This is a genomic window from Microcoleus sp. K5-D4 (assembly GCF_036704575.1).
Classification (GTDB): Bacteria; Cyanobacteriota; Cyanobacteriia; order Cyanobacteriales; family Microcoleaceae; genus Microcoleus.
Genome location: NZ_JAUBSD010000018.1, coordinates 46,922 through 65,397, shown reverse-complemented (window position 1 = coordinate 65,397; position 18,476 = coordinate 46,922). Strand labels below are relative to the sequence as shown.

At 45.4% G+C, this 18,476-nt stretch carries 14 protein-coding genes; 8 read left to right on the top strand and 6 right to left on the bottom strand.

Annotated elements, in window-relative coordinates:
- Positions 1 to 195: 195 nt before the first annotated feature.
- Both QUA77_RS08390 and QUA77_RS08385 read right to left on the bottom strand, forming a co-directional pair.
- A complete protein-coding gene (locus QUA77_RS08390; RefSeq protein WP_333449821.1) occupies positions 196 to 1,761 on the bottom strand; it encodes a methyl-accepting chemotaxis protein in 1,566 nt (521 codons plus the stop codon).
- 1,432 nt (positions 1,762 to 3,193) lie between these two features.
- Entirely contained in the window at positions 3,194 to 3,412 is a 219-nt protein-coding gene (locus QUA77_RS08385; protein ID WP_333040721.1) for a hypothetical protein, read from the bottom strand.
- A 161-nt stretch (positions 3,413 to 3,573) separates the two neighbouring features.
- Between QUA77_RS08385 and egtC the strand changes: the two genes are divergently transcribed.
- The 3 genes from egtC (at position 3,574) to egtD (ending at position 7,076) form a co-directional block, all read left to right on the top strand.
- Positions 3,574 to 4,362, top strand: coding sequence for an ergothioneine biosynthesis protein EgtC (egtC, locus tag QUA77_RS08380; protein WP_333040722.1), 789 nt, complete (start codon positions 3,574 to 3,576; stop codon positions 4,360 to 4,362).
- The gene (locus QUA77_RS08375; protein WP_333449820.1) at positions 4,334 to 5,641 is read left to right on the top strand and encodes an ergothioneine biosynthesis protein EgtB; all 1,308 of its coding nucleotides are present in this window, start codon (positions 4,334 to 4,336) and stop codon (positions 5,639 to 5,641) included. The genes egtC and QUA77_RS08375 overlap by 29 nt, the downstream gene beginning before the upstream one ends.
- A 379-nt stretch (positions 5,642 to 6,020) precedes the next feature.
- Positions 6,021 to 7,076 carry an L-histidine N(alpha)-methyltransferase gene (gene egtD / locus QUA77_RS08370; RefSeq protein ID WP_333040724.1) on the top strand — a complete coding sequence of 352 codons (1,056 nt, stop codon included), beginning with the start codon at positions 6,021 to 6,023 and terminating at the stop codon, positions 7,074 to 7,076.
- Positions 7,077 to 7,364: 288 nt separating this feature from the next.
- Here egtD and QUA77_RS08365 read toward each other — a convergent pair whose 3' ends face one another.
- Both QUA77_RS08365 and QUA77_RS08360 read right to left on the bottom strand, forming a co-directional pair.
- Complete coding sequence (locus QUA77_RS08365; protein WP_333040725.1) at positions 7,365 to 7,976, bottom strand: hypothetical protein; 612 nt, start codon at positions 7,974 to 7,976, stop codon at positions 7,365 to 7,367.
- Positions 7,977 to 8,384: 408 nt separating this feature from the next.
- Positions 8,385 to 8,696, bottom strand: a complete 312-nt coding sequence (locus tag QUA77_RS08360; RefSeq protein ID WP_333040726.1) for an RNA-binding protein — start codon at positions 8,694 to 8,696, stop codon at positions 8,385 to 8,387.
- 109 nt (positions 8,697 to 8,805) lie between these two features.
- On the opposite strand from QUA77_RS08360, the gene QUA77_RS08355 reads away from it, so the two are divergent.
- The 4 genes from QUA77_RS08355 (at position 8,806) to QUA77_RS08340 (ending at position 13,206) form a co-directional block, all read left to right on the top strand.
- Positions 8,806 to 8,958 (top strand): hypothetical protein, encoded by a 153-nt coding sequence (locus QUA77_RS08355; protein WP_333040727.1) that lies wholly within the window; start codon positions 8,806 to 8,808, stop codon positions 8,956 to 8,958.
- Between the two features lie 1,152 nt (positions 8,959 to 10,110).
- Positions 10,111 to 10,920 carry an SDR family NAD(P)-dependent oxidoreductase gene (locus QUA77_RS08350; protein ID WP_333217421.1) on the top strand — a complete coding sequence of 270 codons (810 nt, stop codon included), beginning with the start codon at positions 10,111 to 10,113 and terminating at the stop codon, positions 10,918 to 10,920.
- A gap of 220 nt (positions 10,921 to 11,140) precedes the next feature.
- Positions 11,141 to 11,977 carry an MBL fold metallo-hydrolase gene (locus QUA77_RS08345; RefSeq protein ID WP_333119824.1) on the top strand — a complete coding sequence of 279 codons (837 nt, stop codon included), beginning with the start codon at positions 11,141 to 11,143 and terminating at the stop codon, positions 11,975 to 11,977.
- Positions 11,978 to 12,141: 164 nt separating this feature from the next.
- On the top strand, positions 12,142 to 13,206 hold the full coding sequence (locus QUA77_RS08340) for an aldo/keto reductase (RefSeq protein WP_333449819.1): 1,065 nt from the start codon (positions 12,142 to 12,144) through the stop codon (positions 13,204 to 13,206).
- Between the two features lie 11 nt (positions 13,207 to 13,217).
- Here QUA77_RS08340 and QUA77_RS08335 read toward each other — a convergent pair whose 3' ends face one another.
- Positions 13,218 to 14,429: a transposase gene (locus tag QUA77_RS08335; RefSeq protein ID WP_333449818.1), complete on the bottom strand. Its 1,212-nt coding sequence runs from the start codon at positions 14,427 to 14,429 to the stop codon at positions 13,218 to 13,220.
- A gap of 324 nt (positions 14,430 to 14,753) precedes the next feature.
- Positions 14,754 to 16,436, bottom strand: a complete 1,683-nt coding sequence (locus QUA77_RS08330) for a tetratricopeptide repeat protein (protein WP_333449817.1) — start codon at positions 16,434 to 16,436, stop codon at positions 14,754 to 14,756.
- 282 nt (positions 16,437 to 16,718) lie between these two features.
- Between QUA77_RS08330 and QUA77_RS08325 the strand changes: the two genes are divergently transcribed.
- The gene (locus QUA77_RS08325) at positions 16,719 to 18,446 is read left to right on the top strand and encodes a pseudouridine synthase (RefSeq protein WP_333449816.1); all 1,728 of its coding nucleotides are present in this window, start codon (positions 16,719 to 16,721) and stop codon (positions 18,444 to 18,446) included.
- Positions 18,447 to 18,476: the final 30 nt, after the last annotated feature.

Below are 18,476 nucleotides of genomic sequence, written 5' to 3'. Positions count from 1 at the left end.
CACTTGAGAATGGCTATACACATCTAGACAGCCCTTTGAGGAAACCTACTTCACCTCTCCCCAGCCCTTTCCTAAACAGGGAGATGTCACCTTCAATCCTTGGGCAAAATTTGGAATTGCAAATTGGAAATGAGGAATGGGACTAATTTTCTCTCCATCTCTTTAATCCCCGGTTTAGGATATTACTTTTCTCACTTAAACTAAGGATGTGAGATTTAAAGCAGCTTTGTTAAGTGTTTGAGTGCCAATTCGACTTTGGGTAATACCGCTGGCTGTTTCCGTTGCTCCTTTATTCAGAACATTCATCGCATCTACCACTTGCTCAATAGCGATCGCCTGCTGTTTGGTATTCAGATAAATTTGCTGACTGCTCACAACTACACTGTTAATAGCATTGGCAACATTGTTAAAATTATCCGCCGTACCTTCAGTCAATTTTAGGCTATTATCTAAAGTTTTTTTGCCCTCATCTGTTACCATCACTGTTTTATTAATGGAATTCTTAATACTGTTTATCAAATCATTAATCTGATCCGACGATTTTTTGCTTTGATCTGCGAGTCGGCGAATTTCCGTCGCCACCACCCCAAACCCCTTTCCTTGTTCTCCGCTGCGTACTGCTTCCACTGTAGCGTTAATTGCCAGCATATTAGTTTGATTAGCCAAATCGCTGACTAAATTGGTAATATTAGCAATCTGATTGGTTTGCTGGCTCAAATTTAAAACTTGATCGGCGATCGCTCCGACTTTTTCAGTCAAACTCAACATTCCCTGCTGGGTTTTATGCACTACTTTACTGCCTTCTGCTGCCATATTTAAGACATTACTGGCATTTTCAAGGGCTGATTCGGCTTGCATAGCTGATTGCCTCGATGATGCGCCCAATTCATCCATTGTGGTAGTTGTTTGATTAACAGAAGCAGCTTGTTGTACAGCAATACTTTCTTGTTGCTCAATTGTAGCAGCGATCTCGGTAGAAGAACTGACAATCATATTAATAATACCTTTCAGCGCTTTATCTAAAGGTTTGGCGATCGCTATGCTTAAAGCTATTCCTAAACCAATCGCTGTTAGCGGTCCAACTGTCATCCCCAAAAATACAGCTACTTGAGTATTCCTACTATCATTTTGGGCGGTGTCATAAGCTTTATCTGCTTGCTTTCTATTGGAGTCAACTACTGCTAAAGTGGCTTTTTCTGAAATTATAAATTTAAGGCGAATTACCTTAGATTGCTGACTAAGTTTATTCAAGAGGTTACTAGCTGTCTTGGCTCTTGCCATTTCGGGCGACTTACTTTTACCCTGATTAATTAGGGTTAGCTGCAAACCCAAAGGATTCAAAATTCCCAGTTTCTCAAATTCTTGATTGATTCGCAGCAGTTCTTGATCTTCCTGCTGCCACTCCTGCCAATACTTAAGCATTTGTTGATAGAGTGCATCTTCCTCTGAGATACGTGGAATGACTTCGTATGCTTTAAACCCATCTTTAATCTGCTGCCAAGCCTTGTCCATTCTATTTAATGCCTCTTGCCTTTCTGCTTGACTGAGCGCCGGATTAATTAGCGCTCTCTCGGATGACTCAATTTGGGTTTGTCCCTCGTTAATTTTCAATAATGCTTCAATACTCGGTAAGTTATTTTTACCGAGAGTTTCTATGTGTTGACTGAGATTAGATGTTGAGTTCCATCCTACCCAGGCAACGCAAAATACTAACACTCCCATCATCAGAAATGCACTGATAAGTCTGGTTTGTAAATTCATTTTTCTCAACATACTATTTCGGTTTCCTTCTCCTACAGTTATCCTCGCTGCACTCATGAACAGATATTGTATATTATAGCTTTTCTCAGGTAGTTCAAGTACCTATTAAAATTTGACATTTGAGATTTTACCTTTTAAAATTAGCAATTAATTTATGAGTAAATCCTGAGCCTGAAAGTCGCTATCGATTTTGGGTGACGAGGCAGTTACGGTAGCTTTTTGGTTGTCATCACCCTGAATTCATTTTTATAAACCCCTTTATTCTACAGGTTAAAACCTGGCGTTACACAAACCAGGCCGGCCCACGCCAACTATAAAAAGTGGTAGGATTTTAATTAATTTCGGAGTGCACAGATATAGGCTTTGTCACACAGATGAGGTATCATATTGCTGAGGTATTCATAACGGTAAAATATACAATATAAGATAAATGAACTATAATTCGCTCAAGAGTCACAGCCTCACCAGAAGTGGAGGGGAACCCACATCCATTGACATCACTTTTGTTCACCAAGCATCGAAAACATCATACATTATTAGCACTGAAAGCTTATTATCTTGATTTTAGACCAGAAATGATGGAGGTTGATTATTCCCGAAGCAATCTCATAAAAATCCATAGCTGACTGTTTTTTGGGAGTTTTCACTTTTGTCAAAAAAAATCCCTGAAACAGGCTCCTGAAACCACAACTATTGATCGGCGAGCTAATTTAGGCGACTCTGCAAAATTAAGGCAGAAGAACTGATGATTTTAGCGCCGATTGAAAATAAAAATAATTTAGCTATTGAATAACTTCTTTCTTAACTATATCCATACAGTTAACTTGCGAGTAAAAAAAGAACAAATTTGTAAAAAAATGTCCCAAAAACTATATATAACGGTCAACAAACTTATAATACAAGTTAATTTAAGAAGGAAAATGATACAATTATATTTGAGGCTTTTATGCTCCCGTACCTAAAATATGGATAAATGCTGTGTTAGTGATGGAGAATGTCCCTAAAAATCGGCAAAATAAGTAAAGAAAGTAATCAAGAAAAAGGGCGAAAGTAATATACTTGTCGCCCCCTTCGCCCGATTTATCATAAGCGTGAGAATTTATGGTCAAAACTTAAAAATATTTTCAGTGTGATCGACACAACAAATTATCAATAATTAGGAAAGGCGATAGAGTTTGCATTCCGTAAACTTTCTAAGCAAGATATTTGGAACTGGTTGACAGACTGCTGTTATTGTACTTCATCTATCTGAGAAAGGCTATACGGGAATCGAAAGTGTCTGTGCAGACTTTCTAGCGGGCACTGAGAAATTCAGTCTCGCCAAGTGTGGAAATCCCGTGAGGGAAAAACGCGAAAAGCCAAACTGTGAAGTTTGGAAGCCCACGCCATAACTGTAATCAGTTTGGCGTTGGGAGGATGTTACTGCTTTTCCTTAGTCGATCGAGATTGACTGAGGCCCCGTGCTTTTACCGTTGGTGGGTTCGGCTGGGGGAGTAGTGTAGGAAGTTGAACCAGCTTGCTCGTCGATCCAGCTTTTAACGGGATCTTCGTGAAGGTTGAGTCGAAGCAGGCCAGATAAAAATCCGCCCGCGAAGGCGATCGGCTGTTCGATCAATTCTTTCGCCATTGGGATGAGTTCGTCGATGAACATTCAAGAGTCTCCTTGTGTTGCAGGGGTTCTACCTTAACTGTATCGTTTGTACTGCGATGCTGGCAGCGGGCTACAAAAAACCTTCCAGCGCTGAAGATGGGCGATCGGGCAATTTTTCGGCTATTGACTTACAATGCTAATCACATTGCTGCAAAAATTTTATGTGCCGTTTGCTTGGCTACCTCGGGGAGCCGATTTTACTCGATGCTATTCTGTACAAGCCGGAACATTCCCTAATTGTGCAGAGTTACGATCCCCGCGAAATGACTTCGGGTCTACTCAATGCTGACGGTTTTGGTATTGGTTGGTATCACCCGCACTTAGATACTGACCCGTTTACTTATAAAAATGTACAGCCAATTTGGAGCGACGTTAACCTTCCGAGTATCAGTCGATACGTTGAATCTGGATGCGCGATCGGATATGTTCGCAGTGCAACTTCAGGACAAGCTGTAGATTTGAGCAACTGTCAGCCGTTTCAGAACGATCGCCTGCTGTTCGTACACAACGGCTTCGTGAAGAATTTTCGGCAAACTCTTTACAGACCAATTCGCGATCGGCTCACCGATACCATTTATCAATCAATTAACGGTACTACAGATTCAGAGCATATCTTCGGCTTGTTTGTCAATGAATTGACAGCAGCCAATCTAACTCTAGAAGCTGCTTTGCGAAACTCGCTGAAAACTTTGGCAGAGCTAGCAAACTTTCACCAAGTAGAATTTTCAGCTAATATAATTATCAGCGACGGACACCAGCTCGTTGCCTCTCGCTTTGCTTCCCAAAAAACCCCTCCTTCCCTCTATTGGCTGCGAGACGATTTAAATTTCCCAAATTCTGTAATCATTGCTTCTGAACCTTTATTTGCTGGCAATTGGCACTCGTGTCCAGTCCAGAGCATTATCAGTACCGGAGTAGATCGTGATATCCAAATCTATCCAATCTTGTAGAGAGGCAATTTATCGCGATTTGCAGCAGTGTCGCCGCGGCACTTTCAAGCTATTTACAGACATCGACTACGATACTTTTTGCCGCCAAGCTCATCCTGATTTCAGTCCTGTTGGCTGGCACTTAGGTCATATTGCTTATACTGAAGATTTGTGGCTGTTGCAGCGATGTGCTGGCTTGGAACCTGTCTTGCCTCAGTATCACCAACTGTTTGCTGCTGATATTTTGCCGAAAAAACAACGGGTTTTTCTGCCGACGTTACCTGAAGTTGAATTATATCTGGACGCGGTGAGAAAAAAGGTGTTAGATTATTTGGAAGTAGCGCCGATCGACAAGCAAGAACGTCTCTGGCGGTTTATTATTCAGCACGAAAGCCAGCACTGCGAAACTGTTGCTTTCGTGTTGCAAATGCACAGGAAGAAGGAAGAAGGAAGTTCGGCAACGGATTTGGTAACGGATTTAACGGATTTTCGGGACGTAACGGATAGAAGGAATAAGAAAGGGGGAAGATTAATTGCCGATTACCAATTACCAATTACCGATTCCCCGGCGATTGAAATTCCGGGCGGAGAATTTTACATCGGAAGCGATGCTGCGGAGGCTTTGGATAACGAACGATCGCGCCACCTATGTTATTTAGAAGCATACTCGATCGATCGCTATCCCGTCACCTGCAGTCAATACCGAGATTTCATGGAATTCGGCGGCTATCAAAACCCTGATTGGTGGTCAGCGGACGGCTGGAAATGGCTGCAAGGCGAAGCCGTCTTTCAACCGCTTTACTGGTCAGAAAATCCAGCTTTCAACAACCATCCAGTCTGCGGCGTGAGTTGGTACGAAGCCGAAGCTTACTGCAACTTTGTTGGCAAGCGTTTGCCATCGGAAGCAGAATGGGAAAAAGCTGCGAGTTGGGATGCCAAAAATCAAACATATCGCATCTATCCTTGGGGAGAAGAACCGCCAAATGGCAGCCTGTGCAATCACGGCAATAATATTGCAAATACCTCGCCAGTCGATGCCTTTCCCAAAGGAGCAAGTGCGATCGGCTGCTGCGATATGTTGGGCAATGTTTGGGAGTGGACTGCTTCAACCTTTGACGCCTATCCGGGATTTGAAAGTTATCCTTACAGGGGCTATTCTCAAGTTTATTTTGATGGAGAACACCGGGTTTTGAAAGGGGGGAGTTGGGCGACTTTTCCGCAGGCACTGCGATCGACATTTCGGAATTGGTATTATCCGGGCGTGCGGCAAATTATTGCTGGTTTTCGCTGCGCTAAGTAGTTTGCTAGGTAATTATAACTACTATCAAATTTTTTCGTATTAAGGAATTTAGTCATCCGACTTTTCCGATGAACAAATTCCTTAATAATTGCATTACAAAGCTTATTTGACGAACATCAGATAAATGACTGGAGAGGAAACTGGGAAAAAAATTGTTTGCGAAATGCCCAACTTTTTTCCATGTAACAAGCTCAAAGAAAACAAGTTTGGTTAAGTATTCAATAATTTTTGTGGATAAATTTTAAGTTTTAATTGTGGATGCGATCGCCATCCGGTGAGAAAATACAGAACCGAGATCGGTATGAAAAATCTGACTTGAGCGCGATATTTGGCAACGCGACTGCGTGCTATACCGATATGTGCATCTAAAAATTACTTTATGAAATCCCCAAGACTGTCCGACACGACAAACTCAGCCTCAACGAAAGAAAACCGACTGCACTTAGAGCGACTGGTGAGCGCTGCGGCACTGACACCCGCAGAAATCAATGCTGGCAGCGATGTAGTTAGCGGGTTGACTCAAACCCCCAAATCCCTGCCTCCCAAGTATTTCTACGACGATCGCGGCTCAAACCTGTTCGAGTTGATTTGCCAGTTGCCGGAATACTACTTGACGCGCACTGAGACGGCAATTTTGCAGGGGTGCGCGGGGGCGATCGCCAATTTAACTGGCCCCTGCGAAATCGTCGAACTCGGCAGCGGTAGTTCCACCAAAACTCGGATTCTCCTTGATGCTTACAGTCAACTGGAATATCCCCTGCACTATTTGCCGATCGACATCAGTCCTACTATCCTAGAAAGCAGCGCTTGTCAACTGTTGGCAGATTATCCGTCGCTCCAGATTCACGGACTTGTCAGCACATACGAATTAGCCTTAGCTAAAATTGCACCGTCACCGTTGCCAACCCGAATGATTTGCTTTCTCGGCAGTACCCTCGGCAATCTCAACGCTCAAGAATGCGATTTGTTCTTCTCGCAAGTTGTCGGTGCATTGCAGCCGGGAGAGTATTTTTTGCTGGGAATTGATTTGGACAAATCGAAGGATATTTTAGAGCCTGCCTACGATGACAGTCAAGGAGTAACGGCAGCATTTAACTTAAATATGCTGCGGCATTTAAATCGAAAATATGAGGGAAATTTTGATTTAGCGCAGTTCGAGCATTGGGCTTTTTACAATCAAGAGGAATGTCAAATTGAAATGCACTTAAAAAGTAAAAAAGTACAAACAGTGCAGTTGCGTTCTCTCAATTTAACAATTGAATTTGCAGCGGGAGAAACTATCCGCAGCGAAATATCGCGCAAGTTTAATCTCAATACTGTAAAAAAAGAACTTTCGCAGCGTGGTTTAAGGCCAGTGCAGGTTTGGACAGATCCAAATCAGTGGTTTGGCTTGATGCTTTGTCAGATGTCAGTTGTTAATTCCGCCTGGGAATGAATTCCCAGGCTAATAGCTAAAGTCCTCGCTATGAGGACTAAGGAGTTTAACAGGAATTACGCACTCTAGATGGTGTTGCAAGGCTTTGAGATTCTTCAGTTCCTTCGCAATGCTCAGGACTCAGAAGGACTTAGTTACGTTGTTAATGCGTAAGTCCTATCTCAGTCCTCATAGCGAGGACTTTAGCTTTGAGGCAGGGAATTCATTCCCTGCCGGATTGTGGGTTTAACGTTTAACAAGTCAAATCAGGAATAAAGTCCTGACTACAAACAAATTACTAATTACCAATTAACAAATCGGCCGCTGTCCGGGTTTTACGGCGTGAATGTACTCGCTGCCCGAGGTCGGCCATCCCCGCTTATAATAAGCTTCCTCCGGCTTCCCCCAGCCCAACTGCAACAAAATTTCTAGAAAATCCAACTTTTCCCACTTCGAGAGACTGGCCCATTCTGTGCGCTGGGCTATAGCCTCTACATCAACCGGCTCGATTGATCGAAAATCCTTCCCGCTGTTAATGCTTAAATACAAATCCATCCCGGCAGTTACCTGCTGCCAGAATTCCAACATAGAAATCTTAGCTGCCTTCAGCGTGATCAAATCAACCGGTAGAGCTATTAATTCGTCATCCACTGCCGGATAGCGTAGAGTATTGCCTTTAACCGCGATTTCCCGCCAGACAATCCCAGAAACTTGATGTTCCCGCTGGTATTCGTGCACGGCAGCCTTAAAATTTTGATAAGCAGTGAACTTCTGAACTCCCTCAGATTTGAGAAAGCGGTCAATCACGGGGTTGCCTGTAGCAGGAGTTTCAGTCAAATTGAGACGCCGCCCATGCAAGCAGGCTTGGCGCTCTTCTTCGAGGATTTTAATGAGTTCCGCCGTGCTGTAGACCTTGGACATCTTTATTGAGGCAAAATCAAGATATTGGCTGATATTCGGCTGGTTTTCTCGACTAATCTTCGGTAAAGATAGTTTGGCTGTTCTTGGCAATATTCAGTTTTGCCGTTATTCTAACTTTTCTTGCTGCTTAATTCTAGTTTGATAGTTTACAGGAGTCGAGCCGCGAAATCCCGACAGCCTCTTAAAAAAGCAGTTAAGAGGGTACTGAATTACGAACGAGACAGGGAACTGCACCGCCGACGTACCTCGCGGGATTTTTCGCCAAAAACAAAGCCCCCTCGAAGGAGGGGGCAAAACTGATTTAGAGGTTTGGGAGTTTTATGTGATGGGTCGATCGAACCACCAGAAAAAGAAGCAGCATTCGCACCTGCCGTCAACTACCACAACTCAAATTTTCAGTCTCAAAGTTTAGTAGCGTCCGCGTGAAGAGCGATCTTTGTCGCCCCAGCCGCCGCCACCCGATGAGCGTTTGTTGTCTTCGCGAGGTTTGGCTTTGTTGACTTTCAAGTCGCGGCCCATCCATTCAGCACCGTCTAGAGCTGCGATGGCTGCTGCTTCTTCTGCCTCGCTTGCCATTTCCACAAAAGCAAAACCCCGCATCCTGCCTGTTTCCCGGTCCACTGGCACTTGGACGCGGCTTACAGTACCGTACTCGGCAAATACTTCGTTGAGGTCGTCTGATGTTACCTCATATGAAAGATTACCCACGTAAATCGACATAAAATCTCCAGAATCATTAGGGTGCAGAGACTTAGATTCGGAGAGACGCTTGTAAATAAACACCAACAAACTACGCAACCGAATTTAATTCTTGGAAAACCACTATAACATGAAGCCACCAGAATCAGCAATTGGCTGTCATAATTTTCAATTTTCTGTGCCGTCGGGCAATCGCCAACAGAAAGTATTCGTGATAACTGACATCTTACACTCTTGGCATCCTCCACTTGGTTTCTTGCTGCGCGATCGACCTGATATCTGAGATTTTTCATCGCTGTTACCAGGTTGATTGGGTCTGATTGAGAACAGTGCCTGAGATTCAGTTATAACTGACATCAGGCACTGTTCTCCTTGGGCAAGCCTCCTGCCCGTTCCACCAGAGATAAATGTTTTTAGCCCAGGATTAATCTTCGGAGTCAATCTCCCATCTCCCATCTCCCGTCTCTTATCGCATCCGATTTAGCGCCAGAGAATGGCGGTTCCCAAATAATTATCAAAATAGTTATTAGCCATATCTACGCGCATTTTATACATATAGACATCAAATTTCACCCGATATAGAGGGACTTTGCCAGAATTGCCCTCTTGAATTGTGGCTATTCCTCCATAAGGAGGAAAATCACTTGTAATTTTTATTCAAAATAGATTCACTTTGAGCTTATGAAAAATCTCATTGGCGACTCTCAATACATTGTAAAAATGTAAAAAATGATTGTACTTACCCGGTAAAAAAAATTAAGTGTTGATATTAGGGAACAGAATTGCTCACGGCTTCAAAACAAAACTGACTTTTAAAGAAACAAGAGAGGTGATTATCTGGTCTTTATCATACAAACTATATCTATCTTCTGTATTTGTGAGCTACTTAATTTTGTGCCGTCGCTAGTTTTTCAAGGAGCTGCTAATCTTTGAGCGGTTCCTCTGCCAAATTTATATTCTAATTATTGGTGAGGTGGTAATATTATTATTTAACCACCCTTAAATATTAATATACTCATCTTTTAGAATTGCTAAATTCTCTGGATTTTTCTAAATGAACTAAGAAAAAAAATAAACAAAAAACACAAAAAATCAGCGGATTTAGCTATATCGTTGCATTATTCAGTAATGATGTAATCATTATTTTTAATATAAGGTTTCCCTTTTATTCGTTTTTTAACGCTTTCTGTAGTTTCTCTATTGGCTCTTTCTCTGAGATGATTCTCTGCTGTCATTTTGACACTAATTACATAAAGTTTGTTTTGGATTATCCCGTATTTCAATGCCTAACAGCTTATGTCCTGGGAAAGATGCGATCGCACTCCTACCTCCCTAGCATTGTAAAAGTTGAAAGCCCACAGTTCACAAAGATTGTCTGGTACAGAGATAAGCAAGCCTAGACAAACGAGCGTGAAGCAGTTACAGAGGATTTTAAATGGTTATAAACAGTTCGTTGACCCGGCCCTTGGCTGTAGTGACGGGTGCCTCTAACGGTATCGGTTACGAACTCGCCAAACAGTTCGCTCAAAACGGATTCGATCTCCTAGTCACCGCCACCGGAGCGAGCATCAATGAAGCGGCTCAAGCCTTTGAGGGGCTCGGTGCCAAAGTCGAGACAGTGCAGGCAGACCTCGCTACCTACGACGGTGTTGAGACGCTCTACAACCAGATAAAAGCGACTAACCGACCGGTGGATGCGATCGCAATTAATGCCGGTGTCGGCGTCGGGGGCGACTTTGCCCGCGAGACAGACTTGAAGGACGAACTAAATCTGATTAACCTCAACGTTGTCTCGTCTGTGCATTTGGCTAAACGGGTAGTTAAGGATATGGTCGATCGCGGCCAGGGACGGATTCTATTCACTTCGTCGATTGCCGCCCTGATGCCCGGCCCGTTCGAGGCAGTCTACGCGGCATCTAAAGCATTTATACACTCCTTCTCAGAAGGGCTGCGTAACGAGTTAAAGGACACAGGCGTCACCGTTACCGCGCTGATGCCAGGGCCGACGGATACCAACTTCTTCCATCGGGCGGGAATGGACGACACGAAGGCGGGCGCAGACAAGAAAGACGACGCGGCCGAAGTTGCCAAGCAGGGCTTCGAGGCGCTGATGGCGGGTAAGGACGACATTATCGCCGGTTCACTCAAGACAAAGATTCTGGCCAGCGCGAGCAAGGTTTTGCCTGATACCGTTAATGCCGAAATGCACCGCCAGCTTACTGAACCGGGATCTGCTAACAAATAATTCGCGCCCGTCTTATCTATTCTTATGTGCAGATTTAAAGGACGTAAACATCGCAGATAATGGCAAGATTGCTGCCGATAAAAGCGTGTTTACTTCTCCGAGTAGTGACGATTTAGCACAGTTTTCTCAGGCGTTCATCGATGGCATTATGCAGCATCGGCATTGGATGCGAACTGAGGAATAAATGGTTCTCGCCTAAGTAATTTAGTGCAGCACATTTATGCAAATTCATCATCTCAATTGTGGCTGTATGTGTCCCATTGGAGGGGCGCTTTTCGATGGCTTCAGTCGGGGTTTGACGGCTCACCTCGTCTGCCACTGTCTGCTCGTTGAAACGAATCAGGGACTTGTTCTGATCGATACCGGTTTCGGATTGCGGGATATCGAGTCGCCTTACTCCCGGCTCAGCCCGTTTTTCGTCCACTTTAATAACATCCAGTTCGATCGCAAGTACACGGCAATCCATCAAATTGAACAGCTCGGATTTTCACCAAGCGATGTGCGCCATATTGTGCTAACCCACCTCGATTTCGATCATGCCGGTGGTCTAGAGGATTTCCCGGAAGCAACGGTACACGTCATGCAGGCTGAAATCGATGCCGCACAGGATCGGCACGGTTTCATCACAAAAAGGCGCTATCGTCCGGGGCAGTGGGATGAAGTCAAACGCTGGAAATACTATTCGGCGGGTGGCGAACCTTGGTTCGGTTTTGAAGCTGTCCGCGACCTCGACGGGTTGCCGCCGGAAATTTTGCTAATCCCGTTGGTGGGGCACACGCGGGGTCATGCTGGCATTGCCATTGATACACCCGATGGCTGGCTCCTGCACGCAGGCGATGCCTATTTCTACCGACACGAGATGGATGCCACTAACCGGCGCTGCACGCCCGCTTTGCGCGCCTACCAATGGATGATGGAGGTCGATCGCAAGGCTCGGTTGCTCAATCAAGGCCGGCTGCACGCATTATCGGTGGAACATAGTAAAGATGTGCGCCTGTTTTGCAGTCACGATGCTATTGAGTTAAAAGCCTTCGTTGACGGGTCTAGTAGCTCTTAAAACTAGAAATTTCATCATTACTATTGATTAGGTAAAGTAGGCGATTGGAGAAGTTGCACCCGGACTGCTGTCTGGATTTTGAGACATCTTAAATTTACAACTCAAAACTCTTTAGTGCAGCGAAGCGGTGAGTGAGTCCTAGTAGTTTCTTGAAGAAGGCATTTATGAATATCAGCAGACGCAATATGTTAAAAGTAACTTCTGCTTCGGGTTTGGTTGCAGCAGGGCTGGCAGCTTCCGAAGGGTTGTTGAAACCTGTGTTAGCTCAAGATGAACCGACCCAACTAGATGCTGAAAGTCCAGTTGCCCAAGGTCAAACCCAAAGCGGCGAGATGAGTTACAGGACGCTGGGACGCACAGGAGAGCGAGTGTCTGCAATTGGCTTGGGGGGACACCATATCGGACGCCTTCGAGAGGAGCAAGAAGCTATTAAGCTCATTCGCAGTGCGATCGACCGCGGCATCAATTTCATGGACAATTCTTGGGATTATCACAACGGACGCAGCCACCGTTGGATGGGACAAGCGCTCAAGGATGGCTACCGACAAAAGGTGTTTCTGATGACCAAAATTGACGGCCGCACTAAGGGCGCTGCGATGATGCAGATTGATGAGTCACTGAAGGGGTTGCAGACCGATCGCATTGACCTAATGCAGCATCACGAAATTATTCGGATGGAAGACCCCGATCGCATTTTTGCTCCCGGCGGGGCTATGGAGGCCGTAGTAGAAGCGCAGAAGGCGGGCAAGATTCGTTACATCGGCTTTACAGGACACAAAGACCCTTTGGTTCACCTGCGAGTGATGGAAATTGCCGCTCAAAACAATTTCCGTTTTGACGCGGTACAGATGCCGCTGAACGTGATGGACGCTCATTTTAGAAGTTTTGAGCAAGAAGTTCTGCCGGTGCTGGTGAAGAACCAAATAGGTGTATTGGGGATGAAATCTATGGGCGACCCTTATGTTCTTAGAAGCAATACAGTAAGCCCGATCGAATGTCTCCACTATGCGATGAATCTGCCTACTTCTGTTGTGATTACTGGCATTGATAGTATGCAACTCCTCGATCAAGCGTTTGAGGCCGCTCGCACGTTTAAGCCGATGGATCGAGCACAAGTTGCAGCAATGCTTAATCGCACTCGCGAGGCGGCGGCAAAAGGGCAATACGAACTGTATAAAACTACCAACCAATTTGATAGTACCGCCATGAACCCATCGTGGCTAGGTTGACACTCCCCTGGCTAAAGCCGAGGGGATTCTTGTTTCGCAGAATCGACTTGCCGATGCAGAATTGCTTCAACATCGGTAGCGGTCAATTCTCCACAAGCGTTCGGATCTAAGATCCAAGTTCCGGTGTGCCCCACCGTACTTAATCCCCGACTCAGGATATTTCTAGCGGCGTTCCAATCTCTATCAAGGGTGCATCCGCACTGACAAGCGTGGGTTCGCGTTGATAGACTTTTCTTAACAACTGTCCCGCAGCTAGAACATTCTTGACTTGTTCCATTGGGTGGCACGGCAATCGTAATCCTTCCGAATACTTTGCCGAAATATTCCATCCATGTTCGGAACATATACCAAGATGCGTCGTTAATCGATTTGGCTAAACAGTGATTCTTCACCATATTTTTAATCCTCAAATCTTCGTAGGCTACACAGTCGTTTGACTGGATGACGCATCTTGCCAATTTCACGGCAAAATCTTTACGCTGTCTACTTATTTTGAGGTGGCGCTTTCCTAGAATCACTCTAGCTTTTCTTCTGTTTTGCGAACCCTTGACTCGTTTTAAAACTCGTCTTTGAGCTTTTTTTAATCTGTACTCTCCCTTGCCCAGAAATCGCGGATTTTCGACGGCAACGCCATTTGAGTCTGTGTAGAACTCTTTGAGCCCCACGTCTAATCCAATCGCATTGCCTGTGACCTCAATCTTTTGAGAGCGGTCAACTTGGACGCAAAACTGGACGAAATATCCGTCTGCTCGCTGTACTAAGCGTACTCGCTTGATTTGACGGAGCTGATAAAAATGTAAGTCGCGCGTCCCTTTTAGTTTGAGTTTCCCGATTCCTTTCTTGTCGGTAAAAGTGAGAGATTTCCGGTCGGTTGCCAGACGCCATCCGGTTGTCTTATATTCGACCGAGCGGTTGTCTTTCTGGAACTGCGGAAATCCCTTTTTTCCCGGAATTTTCTTTTTACAGTTATCGTAGAATCGGGAGATTGCCGACCACGCTCTTTCTGAGCTAGATTGCCGAGCCATGCTGTTCAAGTCATCGCAAAACGAAAATTCTTTAGCTAAAACAGCGCTGTACTTATTTAAGTCGTATTTATCGACTTTTTGGTTGTCCATCCAAAAGCGCAATGCTTTGTTGCGGATGAACTGCACTGTTCTAATTGCTTCATCTATAGCATCTAATTGCTGCTTTTTACCGTATGCTTTGAATTCAAAAACTAGCATGACTTCGACCCGATCACGATACTCTTATGCTAGCAACGCTAGCTTAACATCGCTAAACTTGTTCACAAAGCTTTACAAGTACGTGTCGTATCCCCTACATTAGGAGAAAGCCGTCGAGCGAAGGACGGGGTTTTAAACCCAATTTCTTGATAACCCACCAAGGCTAGAGGAGAGGTTGTCTCCGGCTCTTTTGGATTGTTTCTAGGGAGCAGAGAGAAGAGGGAAGTTTTTTAGTTTTAACTTAAATAGTTCAAGCTTTACCCCAGCGCAGTATTACGAGGAACAAAGCAATTTCAAAAATCAAAACTATCTGTCAATTTCCCCTTACCACTTTCCTGACATCGCGCCCTTGAGCCTCAATTCTTCTCGACTGACTAGAGCTTCGTAGTAATCGGGTTTGATTTCGAGGGCGACTCCGTAAGAGCTAATAGCATCTTGAGTTCGCTGCAATTTTTGCAAAACGTCGCCCCGCTGCGCCCAAGCTTCCCAGTTGTCTGGCTTGAGTTGAATCACTTGGTCAAAAGCGACGAGTGCTTGGGAATAGTTCTGCATTTCCCCTAGGATCAGACCTCGCTGTACCCAGCCTTGATAGTTGTCGGGCCAGACAGTAATTGCTCGATCGTATGATGCTAGAGCTTGTTCGTACTGCTGCAATTTTGACAAAGCGTTGCCGCGTTGCAACCAAGCTTCAAAATTGTCTGGCACGATTTTTAGTACGCGGTTGTAAGCTGCGACGGCTTCTTCGTAACGCTGCAATTTTTCCAGCGCTGCGCCTTGCTGCAAACCTACTTTTGATGTAATTTCTGATTCTGAAGTCAGAGAAATTACTTTATCAAAACAGGCGATCGCTTCTTCGTATTGCTGTAATTTTTCCAAAGCTTCCCCTCGCAAGTTCCAAGCTTCTAGAAAATTACCTTCAATTTGTAAGGCATTGCTGTAAGCGATAATTGCCTCTTTGTAGCGTTCCAATCCTGCCAGGGCGATGCCTCTACCCAGCCAAGCTTCGGGAAAATTCGGATTAATTTGAACGGCTTGGTCAAAAGCAGCGATCGCCCCTTCATAATCTCTCGCTTCTGACAGTGTTTGACCGCGCCCGATCCATGCTTCGGGATAAAAAGAATTAATTTGAATTGCCCGATCGAAACAAGCAATTGCCGCATCCGCCCACTGGTGTTTGAGGGCCATTCCTTTATAAAACCACGCTTCGCAGTCGTTGGGCTGCATTTGCAGTACGCGATCGTAAGCTGTCACGGCTTCTGCATATTTGTGCAATTTTGCGGAAGCAATGCCCCGATTGAACCAAGCCAGACTATTTTGTGGTTGCAGTTGAATGGCGCGATCGTAAGAAGTTACAGCTTCAGCGTAGCGTTCCGCTTTCATCAAAGCCAAACCTCGGTTCAGCCAAGCTTCCCAATTAGTCGGGACGAGTTTCAGCGCGCGCTCGAAAGCGGCCACGGCTTCAGGATAGCGCTCCGCTTGAACCAACACGTTGCCTTGCCGGTACCACATGGCTGGCAAATTCGGATGAAGTTGGGTTGCTTTTTTGTAACAGCTTGCGGCTGCATCCCACTGCTGCAATTCCTCTAAAACTCGGCCTCGCTGATACCAAGCTTCGTGCTTTTCTGAATTGATTTGAATTGCGGTGTCGAAAGCCGCGATCGCTTCTGAGTGATTTTGCAAACTTAACAGCCCTGTGCCGCGCAGCATCCAAGCCCAGTATTCTTCGGGATTAATTGCTGTAGCTCGATCGGCGCAGGCTACGGTTTCTGCGTAGGAATGCAGTTGCTTGTAAGCTTTGCCCAGATTCAGCCACGCCCGGGCCCAGTCCGGCTTAATTTGAACGGCTTTTCCGTAGCAAAGGACTGCCGCTTCGTACCTTCCTGCGGCGTACAATCTATTGCCCCGATCGTAATCTGGAAATGCTGCAAAAATTCTTAAAATCGGCGGCAGCAGAGCTGGTTGGGGGTTTGAGGAGTTTTCTGTAGCCGAAGTCGAGAGGTCTGGCATACGCCTTTCACATAAAAATTTAGTGGGATAACAAGCTTGCGGTCTTATATATTAACTTATGCTTTTCTTAATATCGCTGCTGTTTTGAAACAAATTTAGCATATCAGGCTTGGTGCGACAAATCCTTTTTACTTAATTCGAGTAGGTATAAAATTATGCAGCCTTCTCACTTTTGGTACACCCCTGTAAGATACGGTCAGTCGATTTTCGATTTTCGATTGACCGAAAGCATCGAGGACACAAGCACATATGCCCTAATTCAGGTTTAAAACCAAATTTAAGATGCTAGAGTTGCACACGCTTTTAGATTTCACTGACTGCGATCGGGAGTCGATGCACTCCCACCCGAATTATTGGTACGAAGGCCGTTGTCCTCAAAGCGGCGAGCTGCTGAGACTGCCGCGCACTCGAATGTCCGAGGATCTCGCCCGCGGTTTGATGCGGTACCTTGCGACTGACGATTCCGACGATCGCGAAGGGAAGATGTACGGCATATTACTGGTGGAGATGCCTTCGGGGGAACAGCGGATACTCAAAGCATTTTCCGGGCTGCTGAACGGTTGCAGCATTGTTGAGGGCTGGGTGCCACCGATTCCGGGACGCGATCGAGTTGCTTTTGAGGAAGCCCGCACGTTAACTCAATTGGAGGCGATGAAACAGGAACTTATTGCACTGAATCAACTCCCGCAGCGACAAGAGTATGAAGCCTTATTTCGGGAGTTTGAATTGCAAATGCAAGTTCTGAGCGATCGGCACCGCAATTGCAAGCTGCAGCGAGATGAAAAACGCCAGTTACTGTGTCAAACTATCGCAGCAGAAACACTAGCAGTTGCCCTGGAACAACTGAATCAAGAAAGCCGTTTGGAAAAAATGGAACGCAGGCAATTAAAACGGCAGCGGGATGAAACATTGCAGCCGCTAAAACAATTAATTGAAGCTGCAGATGGGCGGATGCGGGCGCTGAAACAGCGGCGAAAAGAACTTTCCCGCGAACTTCAGACACAAATGCACGCGGCTTACACTCTGGTGAATTTTTTGGGGAAATCGATCTCGCTATCCTCATTGATGCCAACCAATTCTATTCCCACTGGCACCGGCGACTGTTGCGCGCCAAAATTGCTCCACTACGCGGCAGTACACAACCTGAAACCGCTGGCAATGGCTGAGTTTTGGTGGGGACCACCATCGGGCGATAAGATACAAGGAGAATTTTATGGTGCTTGTAGCGATCGGTGTCAGCCGTTGATGGGTTTTTTGCTGTCAGGGTTGGCTCAAAATCCGACTGTTTCTAATATGGATGAGGGTTTGACGGGCGGGCTAGAAACCCACGGCACAAGGAATAATTTTTCTTGTGGAACAGGCATCTTGCCCGTTACGGAAATGCTACCGATTATTTATGAAGACAAATGGTTAATCGCGGTTAATAAACCCTCTGGCTTGCTGTCAGTTCCCGGTCGTTATTTGGAAAATCAAGATAGTGTTTTTAGTCGTTTGCGTAACTTGTTACCGGATAGTTCAAATTTGACAGTTGTGCATCGTTTAGATGGGGAAACATCTGGGATTTTGCTATTGGCACGGGACAAAGAAACTAGCAGTCAACTCAGGCAGCAATTTGAAACTAAGCAGGTTCAAAAAGTTTATGAAGCGGTGCTTTCGGGTACTGTAAAAATTGATGCGGGAACGATCGAACTCCCACTTTGGGGCGATCCCGCAAATCGCCCTTACCAGCAAGTAAATTGGGAGTGCGGAAAACCCAGTGTTACTCGTTTTCAGGTAATGGCGACAGAGGGAAATTGCGATCGCGTCGAGTTTTTGCCGCTGACGGGACGCACGCATCAATTAAGGGTTCATGCAGCGGATGTTCGAGGGTTAGGAATACCGATTTTGGGCGATCGGCTTTATGGATGTCGGGCTGCTGCAAAGCGGCTACACTTGCACGCGCGGGAACTTTCGTTTGAGCATCCGCAGTTGGGAGAAAGGTTATACTTAAAGGCAGAAACACCATTTTGAGCTAAGGGCGGCAACGAAGGATTGTTACGC

Excerpts from the sequence above, each read along its gene's own strand:
- QUA77_RS08365 (WP_333040725.1), bottom strand. The coding sequence starts at position 7,976 with ATGTCCAAGGTCTACAGCACGGCGGAACTCATTAAAATCCTCGAAGAA.
- QUA77_RS08360 (WP_333040726.1), bottom strand. The coding sequence starts at position 8,696 with ATGTCGATTTACGTGGGTAATCTTTCATATGAGGTAACATCAGACGAC.
- egtD (WP_333040724.1), top strand. The coding sequence starts at position 6,021 with ATGAAATCCCCAAGACTGTCCGACACGACAAACTCAGCCTCAACGAAA.
- QUA77_RS08340 (WP_333449819.1), top strand. The coding sequence starts at position 12,142 with ATGAATATCAGCAGACGCAATATGTTAAAAGTAACTTCTGCTTCGGGT.
- QUA77_RS08350 (WP_333217421.1), top strand. The coding sequence starts at position 10,111 with ATGGTTATAAACAGTTCGTTGACCCGGCCCTTGGCTGTAGTGACGGGT.
- QUA77_RS08345 (WP_333119824.1), top strand. The coding sequence starts at position 11,141 with ATGCAAATTCATCATCTCAATTGTGGCTGTATGTGTCCCATTGGAGGG.
- QUA77_RS08390 (WP_333449821.1), bottom strand. The coding sequence starts at position 1,761 with ATGAATTTACAAACCAGACTTATCAGTGCATTTCTGATGATGGGAGTG.
- QUA77_RS08325 (WP_333449816.1), top strand. The coding sequence starts at position 16,719 with ATGCTAGAGTTGCACACGCTTTTAGATTTCACTGACTGCGATCGGGAG.
- QUA77_RS08335 (WP_333449818.1), bottom strand. The coding sequence starts at position 14,429 with ATGCTAGTTTTTGAATTCAAAGCATACGGTAAAAAGCAGCAATTAGAT.
- egtC (WP_333040722.1), top strand. The coding sequence starts at position 3,574 with ATGTGCCGTTTGCTTGGCTACCTCGGGGAGCCGATTTTACTCGATGCT.
- QUA77_RS08355 (WP_333040727.1), top strand. The coding sequence starts at position 8,806 with ATGAAGCCACCAGAATCAGCAATTGGCTGTCATAATTTTCAATTTTCT.
- QUA77_RS08385 (WP_333040721.1), bottom strand. The coding sequence starts at position 3,412 with ATGTTCATCGACGAACTCATCCCAATGGCGAAAGAATTGATCGAACAG.
- QUA77_RS08330 (WP_333449817.1), bottom strand. The coding sequence starts at position 16,436 with ATGCCAGACCTCTCGACTTCGGCTACAGAAAACTCCTCAAACCCCCAA.